General features: G+C 58.5%; 21 protein-coding genes and 2 pseudogenes. 11 read left to right on the top strand and 12 right to left on the bottom strand.

The window, feature by feature from the left end; translation table 11 throughout:
* Positions 1–197: 197 nt before the first annotated feature.
* From LB558_RS21005 to LB558_RS20995, 3 genes are all read right to left on the bottom strand, one after another.
* The gene (locus tag LB558_RS21005) at positions 198–1,988 is read right to left on the bottom strand and encodes a PAS domain S-box protein (RefSeq protein WP_224699277.1); all 1,791 of its coding nucleotides are present in this window, start codon (positions 1,986–1,988) and stop codon (positions 198–200) included.
* A gap of 114 nt (positions 1,989–2,102) precedes the next feature.
* Positions 2,103–3,761, bottom strand: a complete 1,659-nt coding sequence (locus LB558_RS21000) for a PAS domain-containing hybrid sensor histidine kinase/response regulator (protein WP_224699276.1) — start codon at positions 3,759–3,761, stop codon at positions 2,103–2,105.
* Between the two features lie 7 nt (positions 3,762–3,768).
* Entirely contained in the window at positions 3,769–4,557 is a 789-nt protein-coding gene (locus LB558_RS20995) for an alpha/beta fold hydrolase (RefSeq protein ID WP_224699287.1), read from the bottom strand.
* A 235-nt stretch (positions 4,558–4,792) separates the two neighbouring features.
* On the opposite strand from LB558_RS20995, the gene LB558_RS20990 reads away from it, so the two are divergent.
* Complete coding sequence (locus LB558_RS20990; protein ID WP_224699275.1) at positions 4,793–5,806, top strand: sensor histidine kinase; 1,014 nt, start codon at positions 4,793–4,795, stop codon at positions 5,804–5,806.
* Complete coding sequence (locus tag LB558_RS20985) at positions 5,803–6,210, top strand: response regulator (RefSeq protein WP_224699274.1); 408 nt, start codon at positions 5,803–5,805, stop codon at positions 6,208–6,210. Before LB558_RS20990 ends, LB558_RS20985 begins: the two co-directional genes overlap by 4 nt.
* Positions 6,211–6,749: 539 nt before the next feature.
* Here the strand turns inward: LB558_RS20985 and LB558_RS20980 are convergent.
* The 4 genes and pseudogenes from LB558_RS20980 to LB558_RS20965 all read right to left on the bottom strand — a co-directional run.
* Positions 6,750–6,944 (bottom strand): annotated as a pseudogene (locus LB558_RS20980) (hypothetical protein); the annotation flags it as partial.
* Positions 6,945–7,147: 203 nt separating this feature from the next.
* Positions 7,148–7,558, bottom strand: coding sequence for a response regulator (locus LB558_RS20975; protein WP_224699273.1), 411 nt, complete (start codon positions 7,556–7,558; stop codon positions 7,148–7,150).
* Positions 7,559–7,866: 308 nt separating this feature from the next.
* A complete protein-coding gene (locus tag LB558_RS20970) occupies positions 7,867–8,157 on the bottom strand; it encodes a hypothetical protein (protein WP_224699272.1) in 291 nt (96 codons plus the stop codon).
* A 31-nt stretch (positions 8,158–8,188) separates the two neighbouring features.
* Complete coding sequence (locus LB558_RS20965) at positions 8,189–8,428, bottom strand: hypothetical protein (RefSeq protein WP_224699271.1); 240 nt, start codon at positions 8,426–8,428, stop codon at positions 8,189–8,191.
* Positions 8,429–8,718: 290 nt separating this feature from the next.
* On the opposite strand from LB558_RS20965, the gene LB558_RS20960 reads away from it, so the two are divergent.
* Complete coding sequence (locus LB558_RS20960; protein WP_224699270.1) at positions 8,719–8,886, top strand: hypothetical protein; 168 nt, start codon at positions 8,719–8,721, stop codon at positions 8,884–8,886.
* A gap of 317 nt (positions 8,887–9,203) precedes the next feature.
* Positions 9,204–9,596: a hypothetical protein gene (locus tag LB558_RS20955; RefSeq protein ID WP_224699269.1), complete on the top strand. Its 393-nt coding sequence runs from the start codon at positions 9,204–9,206 to the stop codon at positions 9,594–9,596.
* Between the two features lie 545 nt (positions 9,597–10,141).
* On the opposite strand, the gene LB558_RS20950 is transcribed toward LB558_RS20955, so the two are convergent.
* From LB558_RS20950 to LB558_RS20935, 4 genes are all read right to left on the bottom strand, one after another.
* Positions 10,142–10,387 (bottom strand): hypothetical protein, encoded by a 246-nt coding sequence (locus tag LB558_RS20950; RefSeq protein ID WP_224699268.1) that lies wholly within the window; start codon positions 10,385–10,387, stop codon positions 10,142–10,144.
* 228 nt (positions 10,388–10,615) lie between these two features.
* Positions 10,616–10,888, bottom strand: coding sequence for a DUF6894 family protein (locus LB558_RS20945; protein WP_224699267.1), 273 nt, complete (start codon positions 10,886–10,888; stop codon positions 10,616–10,618).
* A gap of 34 nt (positions 10,889–10,922) precedes the next feature.
* A complete protein-coding gene (locus LB558_RS20940; protein ID WP_224698765.1) occupies positions 10,923–11,657 on the bottom strand; it encodes a Crp/Fnr family transcriptional regulator in 735 nt (244 codons plus the stop codon).
* A 1,295-nt stretch (positions 11,658–12,952) separates the two neighbouring features.
* Positions 12,953–13,162 carry a hypothetical protein gene (locus tag LB558_RS20935; RefSeq protein ID WP_224699266.1) on the bottom strand — a complete coding sequence of 70 codons (210 nt, stop codon included), beginning with the start codon at positions 13,160–13,162 and terminating at the stop codon, positions 12,953–12,955.
* 175 nt (positions 13,163–13,337) lie between these two features.
* Here LB558_RS20935 and LB558_RS20930 point away from each other — a divergent pair, with 175 nt between their 5' ends.
* The 4 genes from LB558_RS20930 to LB558_RS20915 all read left to right on the top strand — a co-directional run bounded on the left by LB558_RS20930 (position 13,338) and on the right by LB558_RS20915 (position 15,423).
* Entirely contained in the window at positions 13,338–14,099 is a 762-nt protein-coding gene (locus tag LB558_RS20930; RefSeq protein WP_224699265.1) for a Crp/Fnr family transcriptional regulator, read from the top strand.
* A 278-nt stretch (positions 14,100–14,377) separates the two neighbouring features.
* A complete protein-coding gene (locus LB558_RS20925) occupies positions 14,378–14,578 on the top strand; it encodes a hypothetical protein (RefSeq protein ID WP_224699264.1) in 201 nt (66 codons plus the stop codon).
* Between the two features lie 93 nt (positions 14,579–14,671).
* Entirely contained in the window at positions 14,672–15,073 is a 402-nt protein-coding gene (locus LB558_RS20920) for an EAL domain-containing protein (RefSeq protein ID WP_224699263.1), read from the top strand.
* Positions 15,074–15,210: 137 nt separating this feature from the next.
* Positions 15,211–15,423 carry a hypothetical protein gene (locus LB558_RS20915; protein WP_224699262.1) on the top strand — a complete coding sequence of 71 codons (213 nt, stop codon included), beginning with the start codon at positions 15,211–15,213 and terminating at the stop codon, positions 15,421–15,423.
* A gap of 81 nt (positions 15,424–15,504) precedes the next feature.
* On the opposite strand, the gene LB558_RS20910 is transcribed toward LB558_RS20915, so the two are convergent.
* Positions 15,505–15,990 (bottom strand): cold-shock protein, encoded by a 486-nt coding sequence (locus tag LB558_RS20910; RefSeq protein WP_224699261.1) that lies wholly within the window; start codon positions 15,988–15,990, stop codon positions 15,505–15,507.
* A gap of 238 nt (positions 15,991–16,228) precedes the next feature.
* On the opposite strand from LB558_RS20910, the pseudogene LB558_RS20905 reads away from it, so the two are divergent.
* The 3 genes and pseudogenes from LB558_RS20905 to cyoD all read left to right on the top strand — a co-directional run.
* A pseudogene (locus LB558_RS20905) lies at positions 16,229–17,824 on the top strand (cbb3-type cytochrome c oxidase subunit I); the annotation flags it as partial.
* On the top strand, positions 17,821–18,507 hold the full coding sequence (locus LB558_RS20900) for a cytochrome (ubi)quinol oxidase subunit III (RefSeq protein WP_263495346.1): 687 nt from the start codon (positions 17,821–17,823) through the stop codon (positions 18,505–18,507). The pseudogene LB558_RS20905 and the gene LB558_RS20900, both read left to right, overlap by 4 nt.
* Entirely contained in the window at positions 18,504–18,914 is a 411-nt protein-coding gene (cyoD, locus tag LB558_RS20895) for a cytochrome o ubiquinol oxidase subunit IV (RefSeq protein WP_224699259.1), read from the top strand. Before LB558_RS20900 ends, cyoD begins: the two co-directional genes overlap by 4 nt.
* Positions 18,915–18,952: the final 38 nt, after the last annotated feature.

Below are 18,952 nucleotides of genomic sequence, written 5' to 3'. Positions count from 1 at the left end.
TGAGCGGCCGCCCTTTTCAATCGAAATGCTTTGTCTTCTGAAACGTTTGTGCTTGCTAATATATCGCCGAACACCGCGGAAGGCTTTGCGGCCCTGGACGATCTGAGAATAGACCAACTAGGATCTTCGGCGTTGGTCCCATATTTCGCGGCTGGTTTGGTGGTTCGCAGAAGCCCGTGCTACTGAGCCGCCGTGCCCTAAGTCTCAGCGGCGATCGAGGCCTCGACGGAGATCAATGGCGCTTCCAGCGTCCAAACGATCCCATGGTCCCCGTAATCGAGGCTGCCTTTGCCTCCGACCGCCTCGGGAGCAACCCGCTTCAGCACCACCGTTCCGAAACCACCCTGTCCGATGGTCTGAACTTTTGGACCATCGGTTTCAGCCCAAGTAAGCTGGAAGACCCGCTGAGTTCCAGAACCCGAAACGTCCCATCTGACCGAAATCGCCCCCTGATTTCCCGAAAGCACGCCGTATTTGGCCGAATTGGTGGCCAGTTCATGAAAGGCGATGCCGAGATACTGGACCGCATTGGGGCTGAGGATTACGGCGGGTCCAGACAAGGAAATTCGGCCCTCGTCGCCGAAAGGTTTGACCTGCGATAGCAGGAGTTCGAAAACGGTGACGCCCTTCCAGTCGCCCATAACGAGAAGATCGTGCGAGCGTGAAAGGGCCATGATCCGCTCACGAACCTGCCGCTCGAATGCTGCGGGGTTTTCGGCGCGCTTGTTGGTTTCCCTGATCATGGAGAGAATAACGGAGTACTGGTTTTTCACCCGATGATTGACCTCGCGCATCAGCATGCGGATGCGATATTCGCTCTCCCTGGCCGTCGAGATGTCTCGGGCGATCTTGGAGGCGCCGATGATCTGGCCGACGGCATTGCGCACAGGTGATATCGTCAGCGAGACCGGCACCTGGCTACCATCCTTCCGCTGCCGAACTGTCTCGTAGCTCTCGACCCGTTCACCGCGGCGGATGCGTTCAAGGATGCGCGGTTCCTCGTCCTGATGGTCATCGGGGATCAGCATCGTGACGGATCGCCCGATGGCCTCCTCGGCAGTGTAGCCGAACAGACGTTCGGCGCCGTGATTCCAACTCGTGATGTTCGTGTTCAGATCCTTGCTGACGATGGCATCGAACGAGGATTCCACAATGGCTGACAAATGATGGCGGACCTCCTCGGCCCTTTGGCTGTCGGTAAGGTCCAGCAGCATATTGACCGCACCAACCAGATCGCCCGTCTCGTCTCGTATAGGAGTTGGATAGGGCCGGAATGGGAACAAGGACCCGTCCGGACGTTGAGCTATGGCCTGCTGGTCGTATACGGGCCGGTTCTCCTTGAGCGCAATCGCCATTGGGCATTCGTCATGCGGCAGTTCCTTGCCGTCGGGCGTGAACAGCTTGAATGTGACACACCATTTGTCCTTGCCGACTTCAGGGTCCCGGCCTGCGAGCGCCGCAGCGGCGCGGTTGTAATAGGTGATCGTCCCATGCGGGTCAGTGGTGTAAATGGCGACGGGAAGCGCATCCAAAATCTGATGGTAGGTGCTGTCCTTGCGCCGCAACTCGCTGCGAGTTCGCTCCAGGTCGGTTACATCGACGGTGAAGCATCTTGTGTTGATCAGCTTGCCGTCGACGAAATGGCCGCTCGATGTGATCTCGACGTGCTTGATCGATCCGTCGAAGGCTCTTAATCGCGCCGGATACCTCGCGATCTTTTCTCCACGGGTCAGGCGATCCAAGATATCCTCGATCACATCCGGGTCAGGATGGAATTCGGCGATGTGGCGGCCCACATAGTCCTCTGCGGGATAGCCAACCAAATCGAGTTCAGCTTTGTTGGCGTGCAGAATGACGCCCTCCGCGCTGACGAGATGGAGCGCAACAGCCCCGTTCTCAAAGAAATCCCGATAGTCAAAGTCCTGCCCGGTCCCGGAATTGTCGAAGTTATCGAACGCGATAACGTTGCCCAGCGATAGTTCGCTCATTCCCACCCCTTTTTCAGCTCAACCCGCTTTAACGCCCTACCGCAGAATTCGTTCCATCATGTTCGAACAGGGTCGCCCCGCTCAACGATGCACCGGCCCTACGAGATACGGCAGCTAACTGTCGAGCACAGCGCGAACCTTCTGAGCCAACACCTTCAACGTCGCGGGCTTTTGAAGGAGCTGGACATCCGGGTCCAGCACACCGTTATGCACGATGGCGTTGCGAGTGTATCCTGTGGTGTAGATCACCTTGAGGTCGGTTCGCAGCTGAAGCGCTTCTTCGACCAGCTGTCGACCATTCATATCGGGCATGACGACATCGGTCAGAAGCAATTTCACTTCGGGATGCTCATGGAGCATGCGCAGGCCCGATTGGCCGCCATCCGCCGACAAGACGCCATAGCCGAGATCGCGCAGCATCTGACCCGTGAGTTCGCGCACATTGTAATCGTCTTCCACGACGAGGATGACTTCTTCGGCAATGCCCACAGGAGTGTCACCCGACATCTTTCGAGCCGGCGCCACTCCGGTCCCGTAATAGCGAGGCAAATAAATCTTCACCGTCGTCCCATGGCCAATCTCTGAATAGATCTTCACGTGGCCACTTGACTGCTTCACGAAGCCGAACACCTGACTGAGCCCCAGGCCCGTGCCCTTGCCGACGCCCTTGGTTGTGTAAAAGGGGTCGAATGCCTTCGCAATTACGTCCGGGGTCATGCCTGTACCGGTGTCGGTTACAGCGATCATTACATATTGACCGGGCGTAATGGCGTGCTCGCCCGCATAAGCGTCGTCGATCCCAGCATTTCCCGTTTCAATGGTCAGGCGTCCGCCATCGGCCATTGCGTCGCGTGCGTTCACAGCCAGATTGACAATAACGTTTTCCAGCTGATTGCGGTCAGCAACGGTCTTCCAAAGCCCGCTCGCCAGCACCGTCTCCATGTGGACGGTCTCTCCCAAAGTGCGCCGCAAAAGCTCGGACATCTCCGACACCATGCCGTTCGCATTGACCGGCTCTGGATCAAGTGGCTGCTGCCGCGAAAAAGCGAGCAACCGTTGCGTCAAAGCGGCTGCTTTGGTGGCGCCGTCCATGGACGCTTCGATCAACTTCCCAATATCAGTATCGCCTTGGGAAACTCGACGCTGAATGAGATTGAGCCCTGCAATGATCACGGCGAGCATGTTGTTGAAGTCATGCGCGATCCCCCCCGTCAGCTGCCCAACGGCCTCCATCTTCTGGGCTTGACGCAAGGTCTCCTCGGCCGCCACTCGATCAGCTACTTCATCCGCTATCCTTTGCTCCTGGATGGCATTAAGGCGCTGCAGTTCGTCGCTCGCGCGCTCAGCTGTCGCCCTGGCGCTCAAGAGCTCCTGCTCGTAGCGTCGGCGATCCGTTGCATTGAAGATGGTCAATCTGACGAATTGCGGAACACCGTCAGCGTCTCGCCGCTCGCGGGCATTGACGAGCGCCGGCAACCGGCTGCCATCAGCTTTCAGGAAGTCGAGCGCGACTTCCCTGAACTCGCCCTGCATGCGCAGCAAAGGAGCAAAATGTGTCTCGTAGTAGATCTTGCCTGCGATCGGCAAAAGATCGGGCAGACGCTTGCCGACAAGGTGGTGCTCCTTGATCCCAAGCCATTCACAGAAGGTCTGGTTGACGCGCTGGATCACGCCGTCGCGGGTGGCCGAGATATAGCCGCACGGAGCCGTCTCAAAGAGGTCTTTGAGTTCCGCCCATTCCACCGACCGTGCATCTTCACCTGAGGCCACCATATGCCGCTCAGACAAAGGTGTTGATTGCAGCGATTGTTTCGGCCGGCGCACTGAGATTGGGACAATGCCCAGTTGCGCTGAGATTGACGAGCCGGCTGTTTTCCAAACGACGGTGGACGTATTCGCCAACCACCTGCGGCGCTATCACGTCCTCCGAGCACTGCAGGATTAATGAAGGGACCAAGAAGCCTTCCAGGTCAGCGCGATTGTCGGAAAGAAAGGTGGCCCGGGCAAACCTCTTGGCAATGTCGGGATCGGTCCGGCAAAAGCTGTTCGTAAGCTCTTCGGCGAGCTCAGGCCGATCGGGATTACCCATGATGACCGGCGCCATGGCGGTCGACCAGCCCATATGATTGCTGTCAAGGAATTCCAGCAGTTCCGAGATTTGCGCTTCCGAAAAGCCGCCTACGTAGTCGTCCGTGTTGATGTAGCAGGGCGACGGCCCGACAAGCACAAGCTTGCCGAAAAGCGCCGGGGCCTTTGTGGCGGCCAGGATGCCGATCATGGCGCTGACCGAATGCCCGACGAAAATGCCTTCTGCGACGCCAAGCTCGCGGCAGAGCGCGACGACATCATCTGCATAGCCATCCAGGGTCGAGTATCGCACCGGATCATAGGCAGTGAGATCCGAACCGCCTGCTCCGATATGATCAAAGGTGATGACGCGAAACCGATCCTCAAATTCGGGCGCCACAAAGCGCCACATATTCTGATCGCAACCGAAGCCATGCGCGAAAACGATTGTTTGAGGACCCGCGCCTGATATCTGGACATTGTGCATGGCTGCTCTGGACATTGTCTGGGACCTCGATTTCCTAAAGCTCTGTCGTGGGGGTCCGTAAATTTCGCATCTGCACATACCAGCCGCAAGCCTATTTGGTATGCTGGTCCAATCTAATGGAACCGCATCGCCGCAACTTTGTTTCTCGTCCGCCCCGTTCATGGCCGGCACGGTGGCTCCAAGAGACTGCGTCGGCTGGATGACAGGCCTGCCCCGTTGCTAGATTGGCCTGTGCCGAGAGGAATGGATCATGTCAGAGACCGCTTACGACATCGCGCCCGCCAACGGGTCGCATCCACCTGTGATGCACGACGAGCAGTTGCTCGAGTTTGTCCCAGGCGCAGTCTACGTCTGCGATACGGACGGCGTCGTGGTCCGGTACAACAAACGGGCCGGCGAACTCTGGGGTCGCTACCCGACCCCTGGCGATCCGAAGGAGTTGTACTGCGGTTCTCACCGGCTATACCGGGCGAACGGCGATCTGATGCCGCACAACGAGACCCCCATGGTCGATGCGTTGCGCCAAGGGAACTCCTATCGAAATCTCGAAGTCCAAGTCGAACGTCCGGACGGCAATAAGATCTGGATTTTGGTCAACATCGATCCGCTGCGAAACGAGACCGGCGAGATCGTCGGCGTGATCAACTGCTTCCAGGATATCACCGATCGCAAGCTCGCCGACGTGCGGCAGAAGCTGCTGGTCAACGAGCTCAACCACCGGGTGAAGAATACCTTGGCCACGGTGCAGGCCATTGCTGCGCATACGTTCCGCGGCGGCGTGAGCGCCGAGGCAAGCAAGGGGTTCGAGGGCCGGCTCATGGCCCTGTCGCGTGCCCATGACGTGCTGACGCGCGAAAGCTGGGAAGGCGCGAACCTCAAGGACGTCGTCGATGAAGTCATGGCGCCTGTCGCCGGAACTGGCAGATTGACGATCGGCGGTCCCGACGTGACCCTCGAGCCGAAGTTCGCCCTCTCGATGTCCATCGCCATTCACGAACTCTGCACGAACGCCGCCAAGTACGGCGCGCTGTCGAACACTACCGGTAGGGTCGAGGTGAGTTGGTCGGTGCTGGCCGAGAGCACGACCAGGACGTTGAAGTTCGCCTGGCAGGAGGCGGACGGCCCGGCGGTCAGAGCCCCCGACCACCGCGGCTTCGGCACGAGCGTCATCGAGCGCACGCTAACCCGCGAGCACGATGCGGAAGTCAAGCTGGACTTCTTCCCAACGGGCGTCCGGTGCGAGATCTTGGCGCCGCTCGCGTGACCAAGCCGCGAGTGCTGCTCGTCGAAGACGAAACCCTGATCGCCATGTTGACCGAGGAGATGCTCGTCGACCTGGGTTACGACGTGGTGGCGAATGTTGCCACGCTCGAAGCCGGCCTACGGGCTGCGGCAGCAACGGCAATCGACGTGGCGGTGTTGGACATCAACCTTCGCGGATCGATGTCATTCCCCATCGCCGACCTGCTGGCCGAGCGCGGCGTGCCCTACCTTTTTGCAAGTGGCTATACGGCCCAAGGTATCGAGCGTCGCCACGTGGATGCCCCGGCACTGCAGAAGCCATTCACCGCCGAAGGGCTGGCGGCCATCCTGACTAAAACGATCAACGGCAAGTCTCTGACGCATAAGCAGCTCGCCGTTGTGAAGTCTGCCGCCGACGACGCATAGGTGAGACGACCATCCGATGCCACAGCCGGTCCATAGCGGCTTAGCCCGCCCACGTAGGTAGATGAGTAGGCTTACAACAGCCGCCACCGCCGCGCTGCCGCCTATCGCAAGCGATCGACGCCGACGTTTGCTGTTTGGCTTCTTGGCAGAGGGCGCCGCATAAGCGCCGTGGTCACGCCGGCCGTCTTCCCCGAAACGGTCGCTGTTTGGGAATGCCTTCTTCGGCTTGGTTCTCGGTCGAAGTATTCTCATGACCAAACCATAATTCAGTCGAGGCACGTCTTCTAGTCGCTTTAGCATTCACTAATGCTGCCCTACTGTTTCCGGAAGTGGAGCGTTCTGTGCCGAAGGTGCGACGCTCGTGGGCAAGGTTCAGCGTCACTGCGATCAGGCACCGGCACGCCATGATTACGCTCTGTTTTTTTGGGCTCGCCGCGATCTTGGCATTGAATTACCCAATCGTCGGACTGGCGGTCTGTAGTTTTTGCCTGGCAGTCTATCTCAGGCCCCAGGCGCGGGGCTAAATGTTGCCTACTCCGTTCGTAATGAACGATGGCGTCGAGGATGGTTCGGTAGAGGTTGTCGACCTCTTCGTCCATCTCCCCCCTCTGGATGCCGACAGCCTTGGCATCGGCGATGAGCTTGTGCGTCAGCTCGTCGATCAAGATCACATCCGCATTGGTGGTATCAGGGACGGTTACACGGTCAACATGGGCGCAACCTAATATCCCCAAGCGACTTTTGTGTCGCAATGAGTACGCGCGGCATAAACTTCCTGGACCGATGGTCGTTAACAACGCCATTCTGTCTTATCGGCGCGCGGACTCTCAGGCCCTGCTTCGGCCGCCTCTCCTCTGATGCGGCGACAAGGATGCTATCCGGTATCGGTTGTGGCGGATCGGCCTGGGCCTAATATTTGTTGGTCCGGAATGTTCCGCTAACCGGCGGCGCCTTTCAGGTAGCGCTGCTGCGTGAGGGATATTGCCATGGCCACTAGGTCAGCCATCGAACTCGGCTTTGAGATCCAAGTTCCACTTTGGAAAATTTGATGATCGGGATTGTCATCGATCTCGTTGCTGCCCGAATGAACGATGAAAGGGACCGAGCGCTCGACGAGGATGCGCGCCACCCCATGGCAAATGCCGTCCCTAAGCGTCAGGTCGATCACCGCTAGGTCGGGACTTTGATCGGCAAGGTAGCGTTCGGCGTCTTCGCACGAGGTGACGTGCACGACTTGGAAACCGGCCTCGGCCAAGTGCTGCTCGACATCCAACGCGATAAGAGCTTCGTCTTCCAGCAAGAGGGCGATCATACCAGCCCTGACCCTATCAGGCGAAATCTCTGACATTGCCCTCAGCGCCTCCGGCATTTCGCTTGCTGACGACAGCGATTTTTAAGCAAAAGCAAATGTCCGAGTCAATCATCGAAAAGCCCGCTGGCCGGAGCCAGCGGGCAAGGGTCACATGGGAAGGCCGCGGGAGTGGTGCGGCCGGCTCCCGAACCCTGGTGTGGGGCATATGTTCCAGCTTGGGACTTGCAGAAATTTCGCACTAACGGATTGTGGCCGTTCGGTGAGGCGGAGGCGATCTCGCGCGCGATCGTTGCCACAGTCGAGCGAATGCAACATAAGCTGGACGGGCGGTGTGTTGGTTGCGCCTAGCCCCAGGGGGGCACAAGGTTCTGCAGCACCTTCAGCTCCTTAATCAGCTTTCCGTTCCTCAAGGTTCTAATGTAATTGATGGAAGCTCTCACGGGCTTGAGGAGCAACGTTTCTTTGAACCTCAAGTCAGCAAGGTATTTCAGCGCGAGGTCATCGGCCACGCTGCCTTTCAATGTCCCGCCCCCATCGCCAGGAATACGCAACTCGAACTGGTGAGCCTCCGGTAATATCCCGAGCAAGGTCCCTTCGATCTCCTCAACTTCTTCCTTCACCTCGACGGTGTTCAAGCGCTTGTAGAGCGCGTCAACCTCTGGGTTGTTAGCGCAACAGCAGACTCGTCCCTACAATGCGGGTGCTGGCTCCGGCCTCCTGAAGCATCTTCGTGAATTTCTGCACGGCGGCTATCATCCTTGGCTGCGTATCTGCCAACAAGGCATCGAAATTCTCATCCGACTGGTCAGCATTCATCAAACCAATCAAAGCCGTAGCGCTTTCAACGGCCTGTTTTAGTGGAGTCGCAAAGATTTCCTGTTGAGTGGGCGCAAGTTCTTCAAGCATGAACGCCGAGGCCAAGGAAGTCCTGCGTTCCTGCACCGAGCAGATGATGCTTGAGGACCCGGATTATGAGAACCGAGCCTGTGAGGTTTGCAAGGCTAAGACCGATGCTGAGGCGGGAAAGCAGTGCAGGTCCAGCTGCCCAGCGGGGACTATGCATGCCACGGCTCGCCAGAGGAGCTTAGCTATCCCGACGGCCGGCTCAGGTTCCTGTCCGAGATCGGGATGACCAACATCAATGCTTGGGTCGAAGAGATGGTAGCGGCAGAGCGGGCCCAGAAGGAAACGAAAGCATGATCTGGCTCATTCCAATAGCGCTGACCGTGCTGGTCTTGCTCTGGCTGTGGCGCCAGCGTGGCTCCCGCGACTTTGACGGTGTCGAGCACCTCGAGTTGGCCATCTGTGCCGTTCTCTTGACCTGGCTGGCTTTCGCCATCGCTCTCAATGCGGGCTGGCTATGAGCGCACACACGAGGCCGGTCCTCCGCTGGCACGGCGGCAAGTGGCCCTTCGCGCCCTGGATCATCAGCCATTTCCCGAAACACAGGGTCCCTCTGTTCTCGCATTCGGAGGCGCTGGTTTGAACGACCAGCCTCCCGAGGTGCTGACCGTCGCCCAGACGCCAGACTCCTGGTCGTCGCTTTTTCACGACAAAGGGTTGCGTATGTCCGCGAGGTCGTTGCGCGAGAAGGCGATCAAGGCCGGGCTCTGCTACCATGTCGACAAGCAGATACTGATCTCGCCTCGGCAGATCGACGGGTGTTTTTGTGAAGTAATTCATGCCGCTCACGATCTACAAGCGCGGCCGGTTTTGGTGGCTCACCGGCACCTTCAAAATCAAAGAGGGCGAGAAGCGAGTTCATGAAAGCTCAGGCGAGACTGACGAAGCCAAAGCGGTCGAAGTCCGCCTAAACCGCGAACTCGAAGAGCGCGAGATACGACAGCTCGATCCGAAGGTGCTGTTCACCTTCGCCGCCGCCGTCAATGCCTACCTGGACGCCGGCAAGGGCGACCAATATTTCGCTCTGCTGGCAAAGTTCGGCGAGACCAGGATTTCGGCAATGACCGGCGCCATGGTGCGTGGCGCCGCGAAGGAAATCTATCCCGATGCGCGGCTTACACGACATGGAACCGTCAGGTCATCACGCCCACGAAAGCCGTCATCAATCTGAGCGCCGACGCAGGCGACTGCCCAGAGGTGAAGATCAAAGGGTTTTCGAAGCGGGACAAGAACGTGCGTCTACCCGCGACCGCACCGCGGCGAGCCGTCGACCGGTCATAGCTACACCAGCCCGAAATCCGCTAAGCGGCTGGAAAATAAGAAGAAACCGTTTTGGGTACACGACCAAGGAAGTGCTCCTACCACTGAGCTACCGCAGCAACGGGAGTCATATCCACGGCCCATCAGCCGGCAAGTGGTTCTGGTTCAGTGGGTCATCTAGCGGGATCGTGGAACGAAGGATGAAGCGGTCTTCCAAGTCGAGCGCGACGTTTCCCGATCCGCCCCGCATTCTTGCTCTGAAACTCGGCTGCAAAATCGTATGGCGCCGACTGGCTGCCAATGAAGGTTCTATCCCACGATAGGCGGACGCGAGCCTCTCGCGCGACTAGCGATTGGAAGGCCGCTTCCTGATCTTCGAAAGTTTCCAAACCGTGCTGCCATCGACGATTTGCCAGCGGCGTTGGTAGGCCAACCGGATTGTGAACCGATCCGGCGTCACCGTGGCTCCTCCTCGCGCCAGATCGCCATTTCGTCTTCACGTCGTGCGTGTTGGCTCTCATCCTCGGAAGCCCTCAGTGTACCAGGTGATCTTGCCGTCGACCTCCATGGCTTGTGGATCATCAGCCGCTTGGGCAGGTGCTCGGGATGGACCTCGAGGAGCGTGATCTTCACCTGGGGCTTGCACCGGTTGCAGTTGAATTTCAGCTTCAGTGGGTCGAAGCCGCCGCCGAAGACCATCATGAGATCGGCCGATCTGCAGTATCGGACGTTTCCGCAACTGCATTCCACCTTCACAGCATGTTGTGCCGGGTCACCTTCCCAAGCGTGTCTATCGGATCGTGCGTCACGAGAACAGAAAACGAACAAATTTCTTGATCGTCAAGACGGATTACTTGTAACCCCTGTGTGCGAAGGACGGAGGGGCCCTCTGCGGCGCTAGCTGCTCGAAGCGCTTCCGTTGCGACGATACTAGACGTGTGAATCCGGCGAGCTGCCGCCATGGGAACGGTGCTCTGCTTCGACCTCAAAGTTTAGCGAGACTTGTAATACGACGTCGCCGCCGTCATCACGTACCTTGATCATCAGCTTGTGACGATCGCCATCCGGCAGGCTATCCTTGATCATTTCAACAAGGGTGCGGATCGCCTCTTCTTTTACTCGATCGAAGGTATCACAATCGGTGCCCTGATCGTCAGGGTAGAACGTGCCGTTGTCGTCGACATCGAAATAATACAGAGCCATCTGCCCAAATTCGCGCCTGCCGTGTTGGTTCCCATTAAGCGACAATCTGCGGCTGAATCTCGATGTCTCCCACAAGGCGCTTATATTCAGCCTCCGACTCCCCGTAGCAGCCGTCCGCGACATCGATCAGGCCTTTGCGGTTGCGAATAACGACTTCGCCACGCCGAGACTGGATAAAACCACGTCCTTCCAGGACTTGAAGCGCAATCGTTACGCCTGGTCGTCTCACACCAAGCATCATCGACAAAAACTCGTGGGTGATGGCAAGCCGATTGCCAACGGCGCGGTCGTCACACATGAGCAGCCACCGTGCGAGGCGCTCTTCGATTTTGGATCGCGCGTTGTTCAGTGCGGTGTATGTGGCCTGGATGTGAAAGGCATGAACGTATCGAAGCAAAAACGGCCGAAGCGTCCTGCTTGTGTCTAAGGCGGTTTTGAATCGCGCCGCCTCTATCATCATCGCTTCGCTGGTCATCTGAATGAAGCAATCATGCGTGGCACGGTCATCGCCCATGACGAGAGCCGAGCCGGTCATGCCCTCGAAACCGATTATGCCGACTTCCGCGTCGACGTTTGGCCGCTTCTTTGCCACCACCGAGGCGAGCCCACTCTGAAGAAAATAGACATAATCGATTGGCTTGCCGGCCGTTTCGATAGGGCTGCGCAACTCAAGGAACGTGTCGCGAAGATGCGGAACAAGGAGGTTCAAATCAGCAGGTGCGAGGCGGCGCAACAATGCATTTTTATTTGGCTCGATTTGCCGGTCCATGGCTCTTCCTTCCAAAAGGGCAAGAGCACGCGATCCCTCGGCTGTCTGCGCCCCGGGGCCCTCTGCAGACGACACAACGCAAGCTAGTCGATGGAACCCTCGAAGTCCGGCTTGGTACGAAACGGACATTAGTCGCCCCCTTTCCGAGCAGGGAAAGACGCTTGTCAAGCAGGCGCGTTCCCGCAGTGTCGAGGAACGACCACAAGCCGACCCGCGATATTCTTCCTTTGAATGGCGATCGGTGGCCCCGAAGTCACGCGCAAGAGCGCTCAAGATCGGGCCGAAAGCGGGGCGCCTTGGGATGGTCGCTCCCACGCGTCAGTGCATGATGCTTCAACTGACGACACCGCCTTGTACGCCTTTGACAGGATTAAGCGAGTCAAATCGCGGACATCGAAATGCGCTCGATTGTACGTTTGCAACCAATCACCGAAGTGACGTTTTTTTCCTCAGCCCCACATTCTATCTGCATGGGTAAAGCCCGAACTAGTTTTGGGGAACCACCCTTACCCCGTCGAGTTCTTCGCCCAGAAACACAGCCTGACCGTAAAGGCTTCTCAGGTTATTATACACGCGAACGGCCCGTCGCGACGGGCGTGCGACGCAGCAGCTACCGCTTGCATCGCGGCAGTGACGCGGCGGAATAGGCATGGCAGCGCCTAAAAGACCAGCGCGCGCCTAATTCTCTTCCCGAAATTGCAACGAAGCGTCCCGCAAATCCTCCTCGCCGCGCAAGTGTTTCACACGACCGATGATCCCAGGCTTGACCCACTGGGTATCGCACACCCTGTGGATAACTTCCCGGCGATCGAGGCGGCCCTTTTAGGGATAGTTCACCAAGCTCGCGCCGAGCGGTGGAACGAACCGCCGTGAATTGAGTTTGGACACGCGGAGGCGCACCTTTCTGCTTTCAGGAGGTTGGCAATGTCTTGGCTTGAGCATTCTTCGCCGGCAATGGTTTGCATCATCGTGCCGCCGAGAGAAGCTCGGTACGAAAGTCCGGTTTACCGGTTTCGGATGGAGGTCGCCTTGGCAGCGGCGATGCCCAATTACGAATTCACGGTCATTGTCGACCATCCGATGAGGCAAGAGGGGGACGCATTCTTCCTCGACGGCGACGTGGATATAGAGACGATCCAGAAGATTACGGCAGCTCTGGCCCCGTTCATCGCAGATCGCCCGCCAATAGCTCAGCCGCCTTGCTCTCACGACGTAGGCGAAGGTCCGCTTCTCGCCCTTCACCGGTGTCCCTGGCGCCCCCGCGATTGCTATCCAAGCGACTCAATTAGGCTGCGCTAAAATAGGTCCGGGACTTTAGCGTTTTCAACCCTCCGGAGCGCCTCAAGCGCGCCCTTCAAGCTCTCGCGCATGCTTTCAAGCAGCTGCTCGTCTTGCTCTACGGGCTGGCCCTTTACGCGCTGGCGCTCTACGATCCGGTCTTGAATGGAGAGGGCGTTCTCATAATAGCTAACGACTCTGATAAGATGTGATCGAAGGGTTTTCATGCTCCATCTCCCAAATTGGGCGAAAGCATGATGACCACTTCCAAACGCTCGAATGCCGGTGACCGTCACGAGCGACTAAGGCAGTGTACGCCTTGCGGAGGCGGATAGCGAATCTTGACTGGCGTGCGCCTGTTGCCCCTGCTTAAAGTGCCAGCTTCCCAAGGGGGATTTTCCAATGACCACTGACGGCTGCTGTACAGCCCTGATCCGGAAACTGGAGCATTTCAAAAAACTCTCCGACGAAGACAAGGAACTGCTTGCAAATAGCGTTGCGAAAACCGTGGAGTTCGGCCCTGGCAGCGATATTATCACGCAAGGAGACCAGCCCGATTATGTTCATCTGCTGGTCGACGGCTGGGCCGGGCGTTATAAGTTGCTGCAGGACGGCGGGCGCAACATCATGGCCTTTCTTATCCCAGGCGACCTCTGCGACGTGAACGTCGCATTGCTTGAAGAGATGGATCACTCGATCGGCGCATTGTCGGCGTGCAAGGTCGCTTTGATTCCTCTCGCGACGATCCGCACCCTCATGGACGAAAACCGGACGCTGGCACGAGCCCTTTGGTGGGGCACTCTGGTCGACGAAGCGGTACTGCGCGAGTGGCTTGTTACAGTGGGATCGCGACCGGCGCAGCAGCGGGTCGGCCATTTGATTTGCGAAATGTTGATTCGCACCGATGCCGTCGGGCTTGCCTCAGGCAACAGCTTTGACTTGCCGTTGAGTCAGCAGGAACTCGCCGACACGATGGGAATGTCGCTGGTCCACATGAATCGGACGCTTCAGGCGTTGAGGAGCCGGGAGCTGATTACCACAAACGGCCATAAGGTAATGGTGGACAACCTGAGGGCTCTCACGAAGTTTACCGCGTTCGACCCGCTTTATCTCCACCAACAGGCTCACAAATTTAGAAGCTTGATGCAGCCAAAAGTTCTGTAACGACTAGTCTACGTCACCCGCGGTTCATAGAGGTTCGTTGCCAAGGCGGAATAATGGAGTGCATCAGGTATGAAATTCCGATTTCTTGCGCACCAAACGGAACAAATCCCCCGGTCATCTATTTGGCGGCGTAGACGGGTCGGTTCCTTTAAATGTACCCGCCCTTGTGGCCGTACTGGCAGCGGGCTTTCGCAAAGCTAGTAGGTCAATGTTTGCCCGGATTCGGACGAGCGCTTGAAGGCCGCGCAAAACGGCTTTCGTTCAGAGAGGAGAAAGCCATGCACCGCAAAGGCTTCATATCTCCAGCTGAGTTGACAACGATTGCTGGCGTTCTCAACGATTATTGCAAGGCTCGTGGCATCGCAGCCGACTGCGCTGAACGGGAAGACTTTGCCGCTCATGTCCTAGCGATGTTCATCGCGGGACGGACCAATACGGCAGAGCTAAGGCAAGCTCTAGCAGGCGGATCGCTGCCGTAACGGCGCCTCGGCATCAAAAAGGCCGCTCGGCAGCCCGGGTGATGACCAGCCGCCTGAAGCAAACGCGCTCTGCGCGGCCGTCGTGACCCTGTCGTGGCTAGGGAGATAAAGGCATTGCGCGCGCACGGCCTGCGCATTGCCCTCGACGACTTTGGAACTGGTTTCGCCTCTCTGGCGCATCTTATGAACGTCCCCGTTGACGTCCTGAAAATCGAGAAATCCTTCATCGATCGGCTTGAATGCGGAGGCCTGGGTTTGGCGATAGTCGAGCCTTGGTCGACATTGTCCCGCAAGCTCGACATGAGCGTGGTCGCCGAAGGTGTCGAGAGCGAGACTCAGGCAAGCCTGCTGGCGGGAACTGGCTGCCAACTCGGGCAAGGATACCTTTTTTCGCAAGCAGTTTCGGGTTCAATCGCAACGGGGCTGCTAGCCCGGTTTGCGCAACCGCTTGATGATAACAAAATAATGCCGGCTGCATACTCGCGAGCAAACTGAATTCGCTCCCAAAGTGCCATCGGTCCGAACCGGCATCGCCCAATCCTTGTGGCCGGATCTCTCACCCTGATCCTCGTTCGTTTTGCCAGGCCTTTTCGACACTGTTCTGTTCTTCGCCACCGTCGGGCCGGTTCAGCGTGACCGTGCAGCAGATGAGCGTGTTCCAGTCGGGGTCCGTGCTCGATGATCAAGTGCAGCTCGGCAATCTCTTCAAGGAAATGTTCGATGCTGATGGGTCCATTCTCGTGCTGATATTCAAGTACGGCTTTCCACCGCTTGTCGCCGTGCAGCGTCACCAAATTTGTCATCCGACACTCCCCGTCAGCGCCACCGAATTTCTTGCGTCTTAAAAATCTTATACCGATTCCCCAAGGGTCACGCCGCGGATTCTTGTGGGCTGCAGGATGCAGGGCGTTCGATGCAGCGTCCGGTCAGCACGGCCGAATTGTTCGCGCCTCACGCCCCTTTTGGCCTCGCCTGCAAGTGATGATCACCTTCTGGCCGACTTCGAGGTTTGCCATCCCGCTGCGGGTCAAAGTAGTCGCATGGACAAACACGTCCTTCTCCCCGCCATCCAACGCGATGAATCCAAACCCCTTGTTCAGATCGTATCGTTTCACGACGCCAGCGGTTTCCTGCCCTTCGCGTTCCAGTGCAGGGCCTGAGGCTTCGGCGGATCGCTTCGCAACCTTCGGGGAGGACGCACCGGCTCCCACGCTTACAGAGACAACTTCGACAACCTGGGCCCCTTTTTGGCCGGGTTCGGTTCGGACCTTCAGGCGTGCACCCTCGGGAAGGCTGTCATGTCCCGCGGCCTGCAACTTCGAAAGGTGAATGAAGGCGTCAGAACCATCGCTGAGCCTCAAGAAGCCGAAACCCTTCTCGGCGTTTAACCAGAGCACCTCAGCATCATGCAAGAAGGTCGCCGCTGACGAAGGCTGGGGTGGCGCTGGCCTGCGGTCGAAATAACTCGGTTCCGAACTCTCAAGATGATTGTCGCTCTCGAAGCCTTGGGCCCGCGGCTGACGGTGTTCCCGATATTTGCCCATTCCAGCACTGGTCCTAGATGAAAACACTGCATTATCACCGGCAGCGAGCAGCGAGCAATATCAATCCGGTTGCTGACGCGGCGCACTAGACTCCACCGTCGAAGGTGCGTTTCCGACGCTCAACTCCGTCAGCTTCTGGCTGACGGCTTCCGGAGCCCTGCTGGTCAACATCTCGCTTGTCATCGGTGAGTTCTCGCGCACCGGCTGGCTGCCCTATGCCCCCTTGTCGGAGACCACCTACTCGCCGGGCGTCGGGGTCGATTACTATCTTTGGACGATCCAGATCTCCGGCGTCGGCACGCTGCTTACCGGCGTCAACCTGGTGACGACCATCCTCAAGATGCGTGCGCCTGGTATGGGCTACCTGCGAATGCCGATGTTCTGTTGGACCTCGCTCGCGTCCAACCTGCTCATCGTGGCAGCCTTCCCGATCCTCACCGCCACGCTGGCGATGCTGACGCTGGACCGCTATCTCGGCTTCCATTTCTTCACCAACGAAGCCGGCGGAAATCAGATGATGTTCGTCGACCTGATCTGGGCCTGGGGCCATCCCGAGGTCTACATTCTCGTGCTTCCCGCCTTCGGCATCTTCTCCGAGGTCTTTCTCGACATTCTCGTCAAAACCGCTGTTCGGATACCGTTCGATGGTCGCGGCCACGATGTTCATCTGCATCGTTTTGTTCTTGGTCTGGCTGCACCATTTCTTCACTATGGGCGCAGGAGCGGGCGTTAATGCCGCCTTCGGCATCGCCACCTCGGTCATCGCGGTCGGGACCGGCGTGAAGATCTACAATTGGCTCTTCACTATGTATGGGGGCGCGTTCGCTTCGACACGCCAATGCTTTGGGCACTGGGCTTCGTGACCACCTTCATGGTCGGCGGAATGACCGGGGTCCTGCTTGCCGTCCCAGCTGCCGACTTCGTGCTGCACAACTCCCTTTTCCTTGTGGCGCATTTCCACAACGTCATCATTTCGGGCGTGCTGTCCGGAGCGTTCGCCGGCTTCACCTACTGGTTTCCCAAGGCGTTCGGCTTCCGCTTGCACGAAGCCTGGGGGAAGGCCGCATTCTGGACCACTCTGGCCGGCTACATGCTGGTCTTCGTGCCACTCTATTTCGTCGGGCTACTCGGCATGACGCGGCGCCTGCAACATATCGACATGGATGTGTGGGCGCCGTGGCTGGTGGTGGCCGCGTTCGGCGTGCTGGTGATGATCGCCGGCGCCGCACTGCAGATCATGCATTGGCCGTTTCGATCCGAGATCGCGACAAACTTCGCGATGAGACAGGCGACCCGTGGGACGGGCGTTCGCTGGAATGGTCAACGTCGTCTCCTCCCCCGCCTTCAACTATGCGCGGCTGCCTTACGTCGAGGATGAAGAGCCCTACTGGCGCATCAAGCAACGGGCAAGGGAGGAGAAGAGGCCCGATGCGGAGGAAGGATACGAGCCATGGAGATGCCGCGCAACTGCCCGACAGGCTTCGTCACCGCCTTCTTCAGCACGCTGATCGGCTTCGCGCTGATCTGGCACATATGGTGGCTGGCAATCGTCGGCTTCATCGGCGCCTACGCAACCTTCGTCGTCTTCGCCTGGCGCGATCATGGGGATTATGAGATTCCCGCCGAAGAGGTCGCGCGCATCGATCATGACCGCAAGGCCGCACAGTCAGCCCGGCTGCGGCGGTGGGAGCGGCCGGCATGAGCGATCACGCACTCCCCAGCGACATCGCCGCCGGCACGCAGACACGAGACCCCTATCGGCTCGGTCAACGCGATCGGCACGCCCTGCACTCTGCGACCGGCCACGGAGAAGGCGGCCCGGCCTCAAAATTCGTCACTGTGGCCTACGGGTTCTGGATCTTTCTGCTGTCCGCCATCATCATATTCTCGGCCTTCTTCGCGGCGTATGCCGTGCTTGCCAAGGCGACCGCCGGCGGACCGACCGGCAAGGACCTGTTCGAGCCCACCCGCGTCGCGGTGCAGACGGGCCTTCTGCTCACGTCGAGCTTCACCGGTGGCCTGGCGACACTCGCGACCCATCCCCGATCGATGGCTGCCACGCAGGCCTGGCTGCTCGCCACCGGATTGCTCGGGGCCGCTTTTCTGTTTCTGGAGGTGCAGGAATTCGCGGCGATGATCGGCGAGCAGGCGGGGCCTTCGCGCAGCGCATTTCTATCAGCCTTCTTTGCGCTCGTTGGCTGCCACGGCACCCATGTCGGGCTCGGGCTGCTTTGGCTGGGCACGATGATGGCGCAGCTATGGGGCAAGGGTTTTCGATCGGATATTTTGCGGCGGCTCCACTGCTTCGGGCTTTTCTGGCACGCACTCGATATCATCTGGGTCGACATCTTCACTATGGTTTATCTGTTGGGAACATCGCCATGACCGACATCGAGATCGGGCCTGGCGAGATGCAGGACCGCCGCGATTCCGCACCGGGCGAGGAACGTATAACCGAGCACGAAGTGGCTGGAGGGCTGTTGGGCTATGTGAACGGCTACGGCCTGGCCATCCTGCTCACGATCGCGTCATTCCTGGCGGCTCAAACCGATCTGATTTACCAGCCGGCGGTGATTTCGGCCCTGGTGATGCTCGCTGTTGCGCAGATGGGCGTGCATCTTGTCTTCTTTCTGCACCTGACCACCGGGCCGGACAACACCAACAACATTCTCGCCCTGGCCTTCGGCGTGCTGATCCTTGCGCTGGTGGTCCTGGGCTCGGTTTGGATCATGGCCCACCTGAACGAGAACATGGCCGCCATGACGGCCCATCAAGCCGGAACGATGCCTTAAACCTCGCCCTGCTGGTCTGGCCGAGGTGATATGAAGCT

Origin of the sequence: Mesorhizobium sp. CO1-1-8 (assembly GCF_020164875.1) — a bacterium.
GTDB lineage: Bacteria > Pseudomonadota > Alphaproteobacteria > Rhizobiales > Rhizobiaceae > Mesorhizobium.
This window is presented reverse-complemented; position numbering and strand designations above follow the sequence as displayed.

Bases quoted from the DNA above. Each gene is read 5' to 3' on its own strand.
- LB558_RS21005 (WP_224699277.1), bottom strand. From the start codon at position 1,988: ATGAGCGAACTATCGCTGGGCAACGTTATCGCGTTCGATAACTTCGAC.
- LB558_RS21000 (WP_224699276.1), bottom strand. From the start codon at position 3,761: ATGGTGGCCTCAGGTGAAGATGCACGGTCGGTGGAATGGGCGGAACTC.
- LB558_RS20995 (WP_224699287.1), bottom strand. From the start codon at position 4,557: ATGTCCAGAGCAGCCATGCACAATGTCCAGATATCAGGCGCGGGTCCT.
- LB558_RS20990 (WP_224699275.1), top strand. From the start codon at position 4,793: ATGTCAGAGACCGCTTACGACATCGCGCCCGCCAACGGGTCGCATCCA.
- LB558_RS20975 (WP_224699273.1), bottom strand. From the start codon at position 7,558: ATGTCAGAGATTTCGCCTGATAGGGTCAGGGCTGGTATGATCGCCCTC.
- LB558_RS20965 (WP_224699271.1), bottom strand. From the start codon at position 8,428: ATGCTTGAAGAACTTGCGCCCACTCAACAGGAAATCTTTGCGACTCCA.
- LB558_RS20960 (WP_224699270.1), top strand. From the start codon at position 8,719: ATGATCTGGCTCATTCCAATAGCGCTGACCGTGCTGGTCTTGCTCTGG.
- LB558_RS20955 (WP_224699269.1), top strand. From the start codon at position 9,204: ATGCCGCTCACGATCTACAAGCGCGGCCGGTTTTGGTGGCTCACCGGC.
- LB558_RS20950 (WP_224699268.1), bottom strand. From the start codon at position 10,387: ATGATGGTCTTCGGCGGCGGCTTCGACCCACTGAAGCTGAAATTCAAC.
- LB558_RS20945 (WP_224699267.1), bottom strand. From the start codon at position 10,888: ATGGCTCTGTATTATTTCGATGTCGACGACAACGGCACGTTCTACCCT.
- LB558_RS20940 (WP_224698765.1), bottom strand. From the start codon at position 11,657: ATGGACCGGCAAATCGAGCCAAATAAAAATGCATTGTTGCGCCGCCTC.
- LB558_RS20935 (WP_224699266.1), bottom strand. From the start codon at position 13,162: ATGAAAACCCTTCGATCACATCTTATCAGAGTCGTTAGCTATTATGAG.
- LB558_RS20930 (WP_224699265.1), top strand. From the start codon at position 13,338: ATGACCACTGACGGCTGCTGTACAGCCCTGATCCGGAAACTGGAGCAT.
- LB558_RS20925 (WP_224699264.1), top strand. From the start codon at position 14,378: ATGCACCGCAAAGGCTTCATATCTCCAGCTGAGTTGACAACGATTGCT.
- LB558_RS20900 (WP_263495346.1), top strand. From the start codon at position 17,821: ATGAGCGATCACGCACTCCCCAGCGACATCGCCGCCGGCACGCAGACA.
- cyoD (WP_224699259.1), top strand. From the start codon at position 18,504: ATGACCGACATCGAGATCGGGCCTGGCGAGATGCAGGACCGCCGCGAT.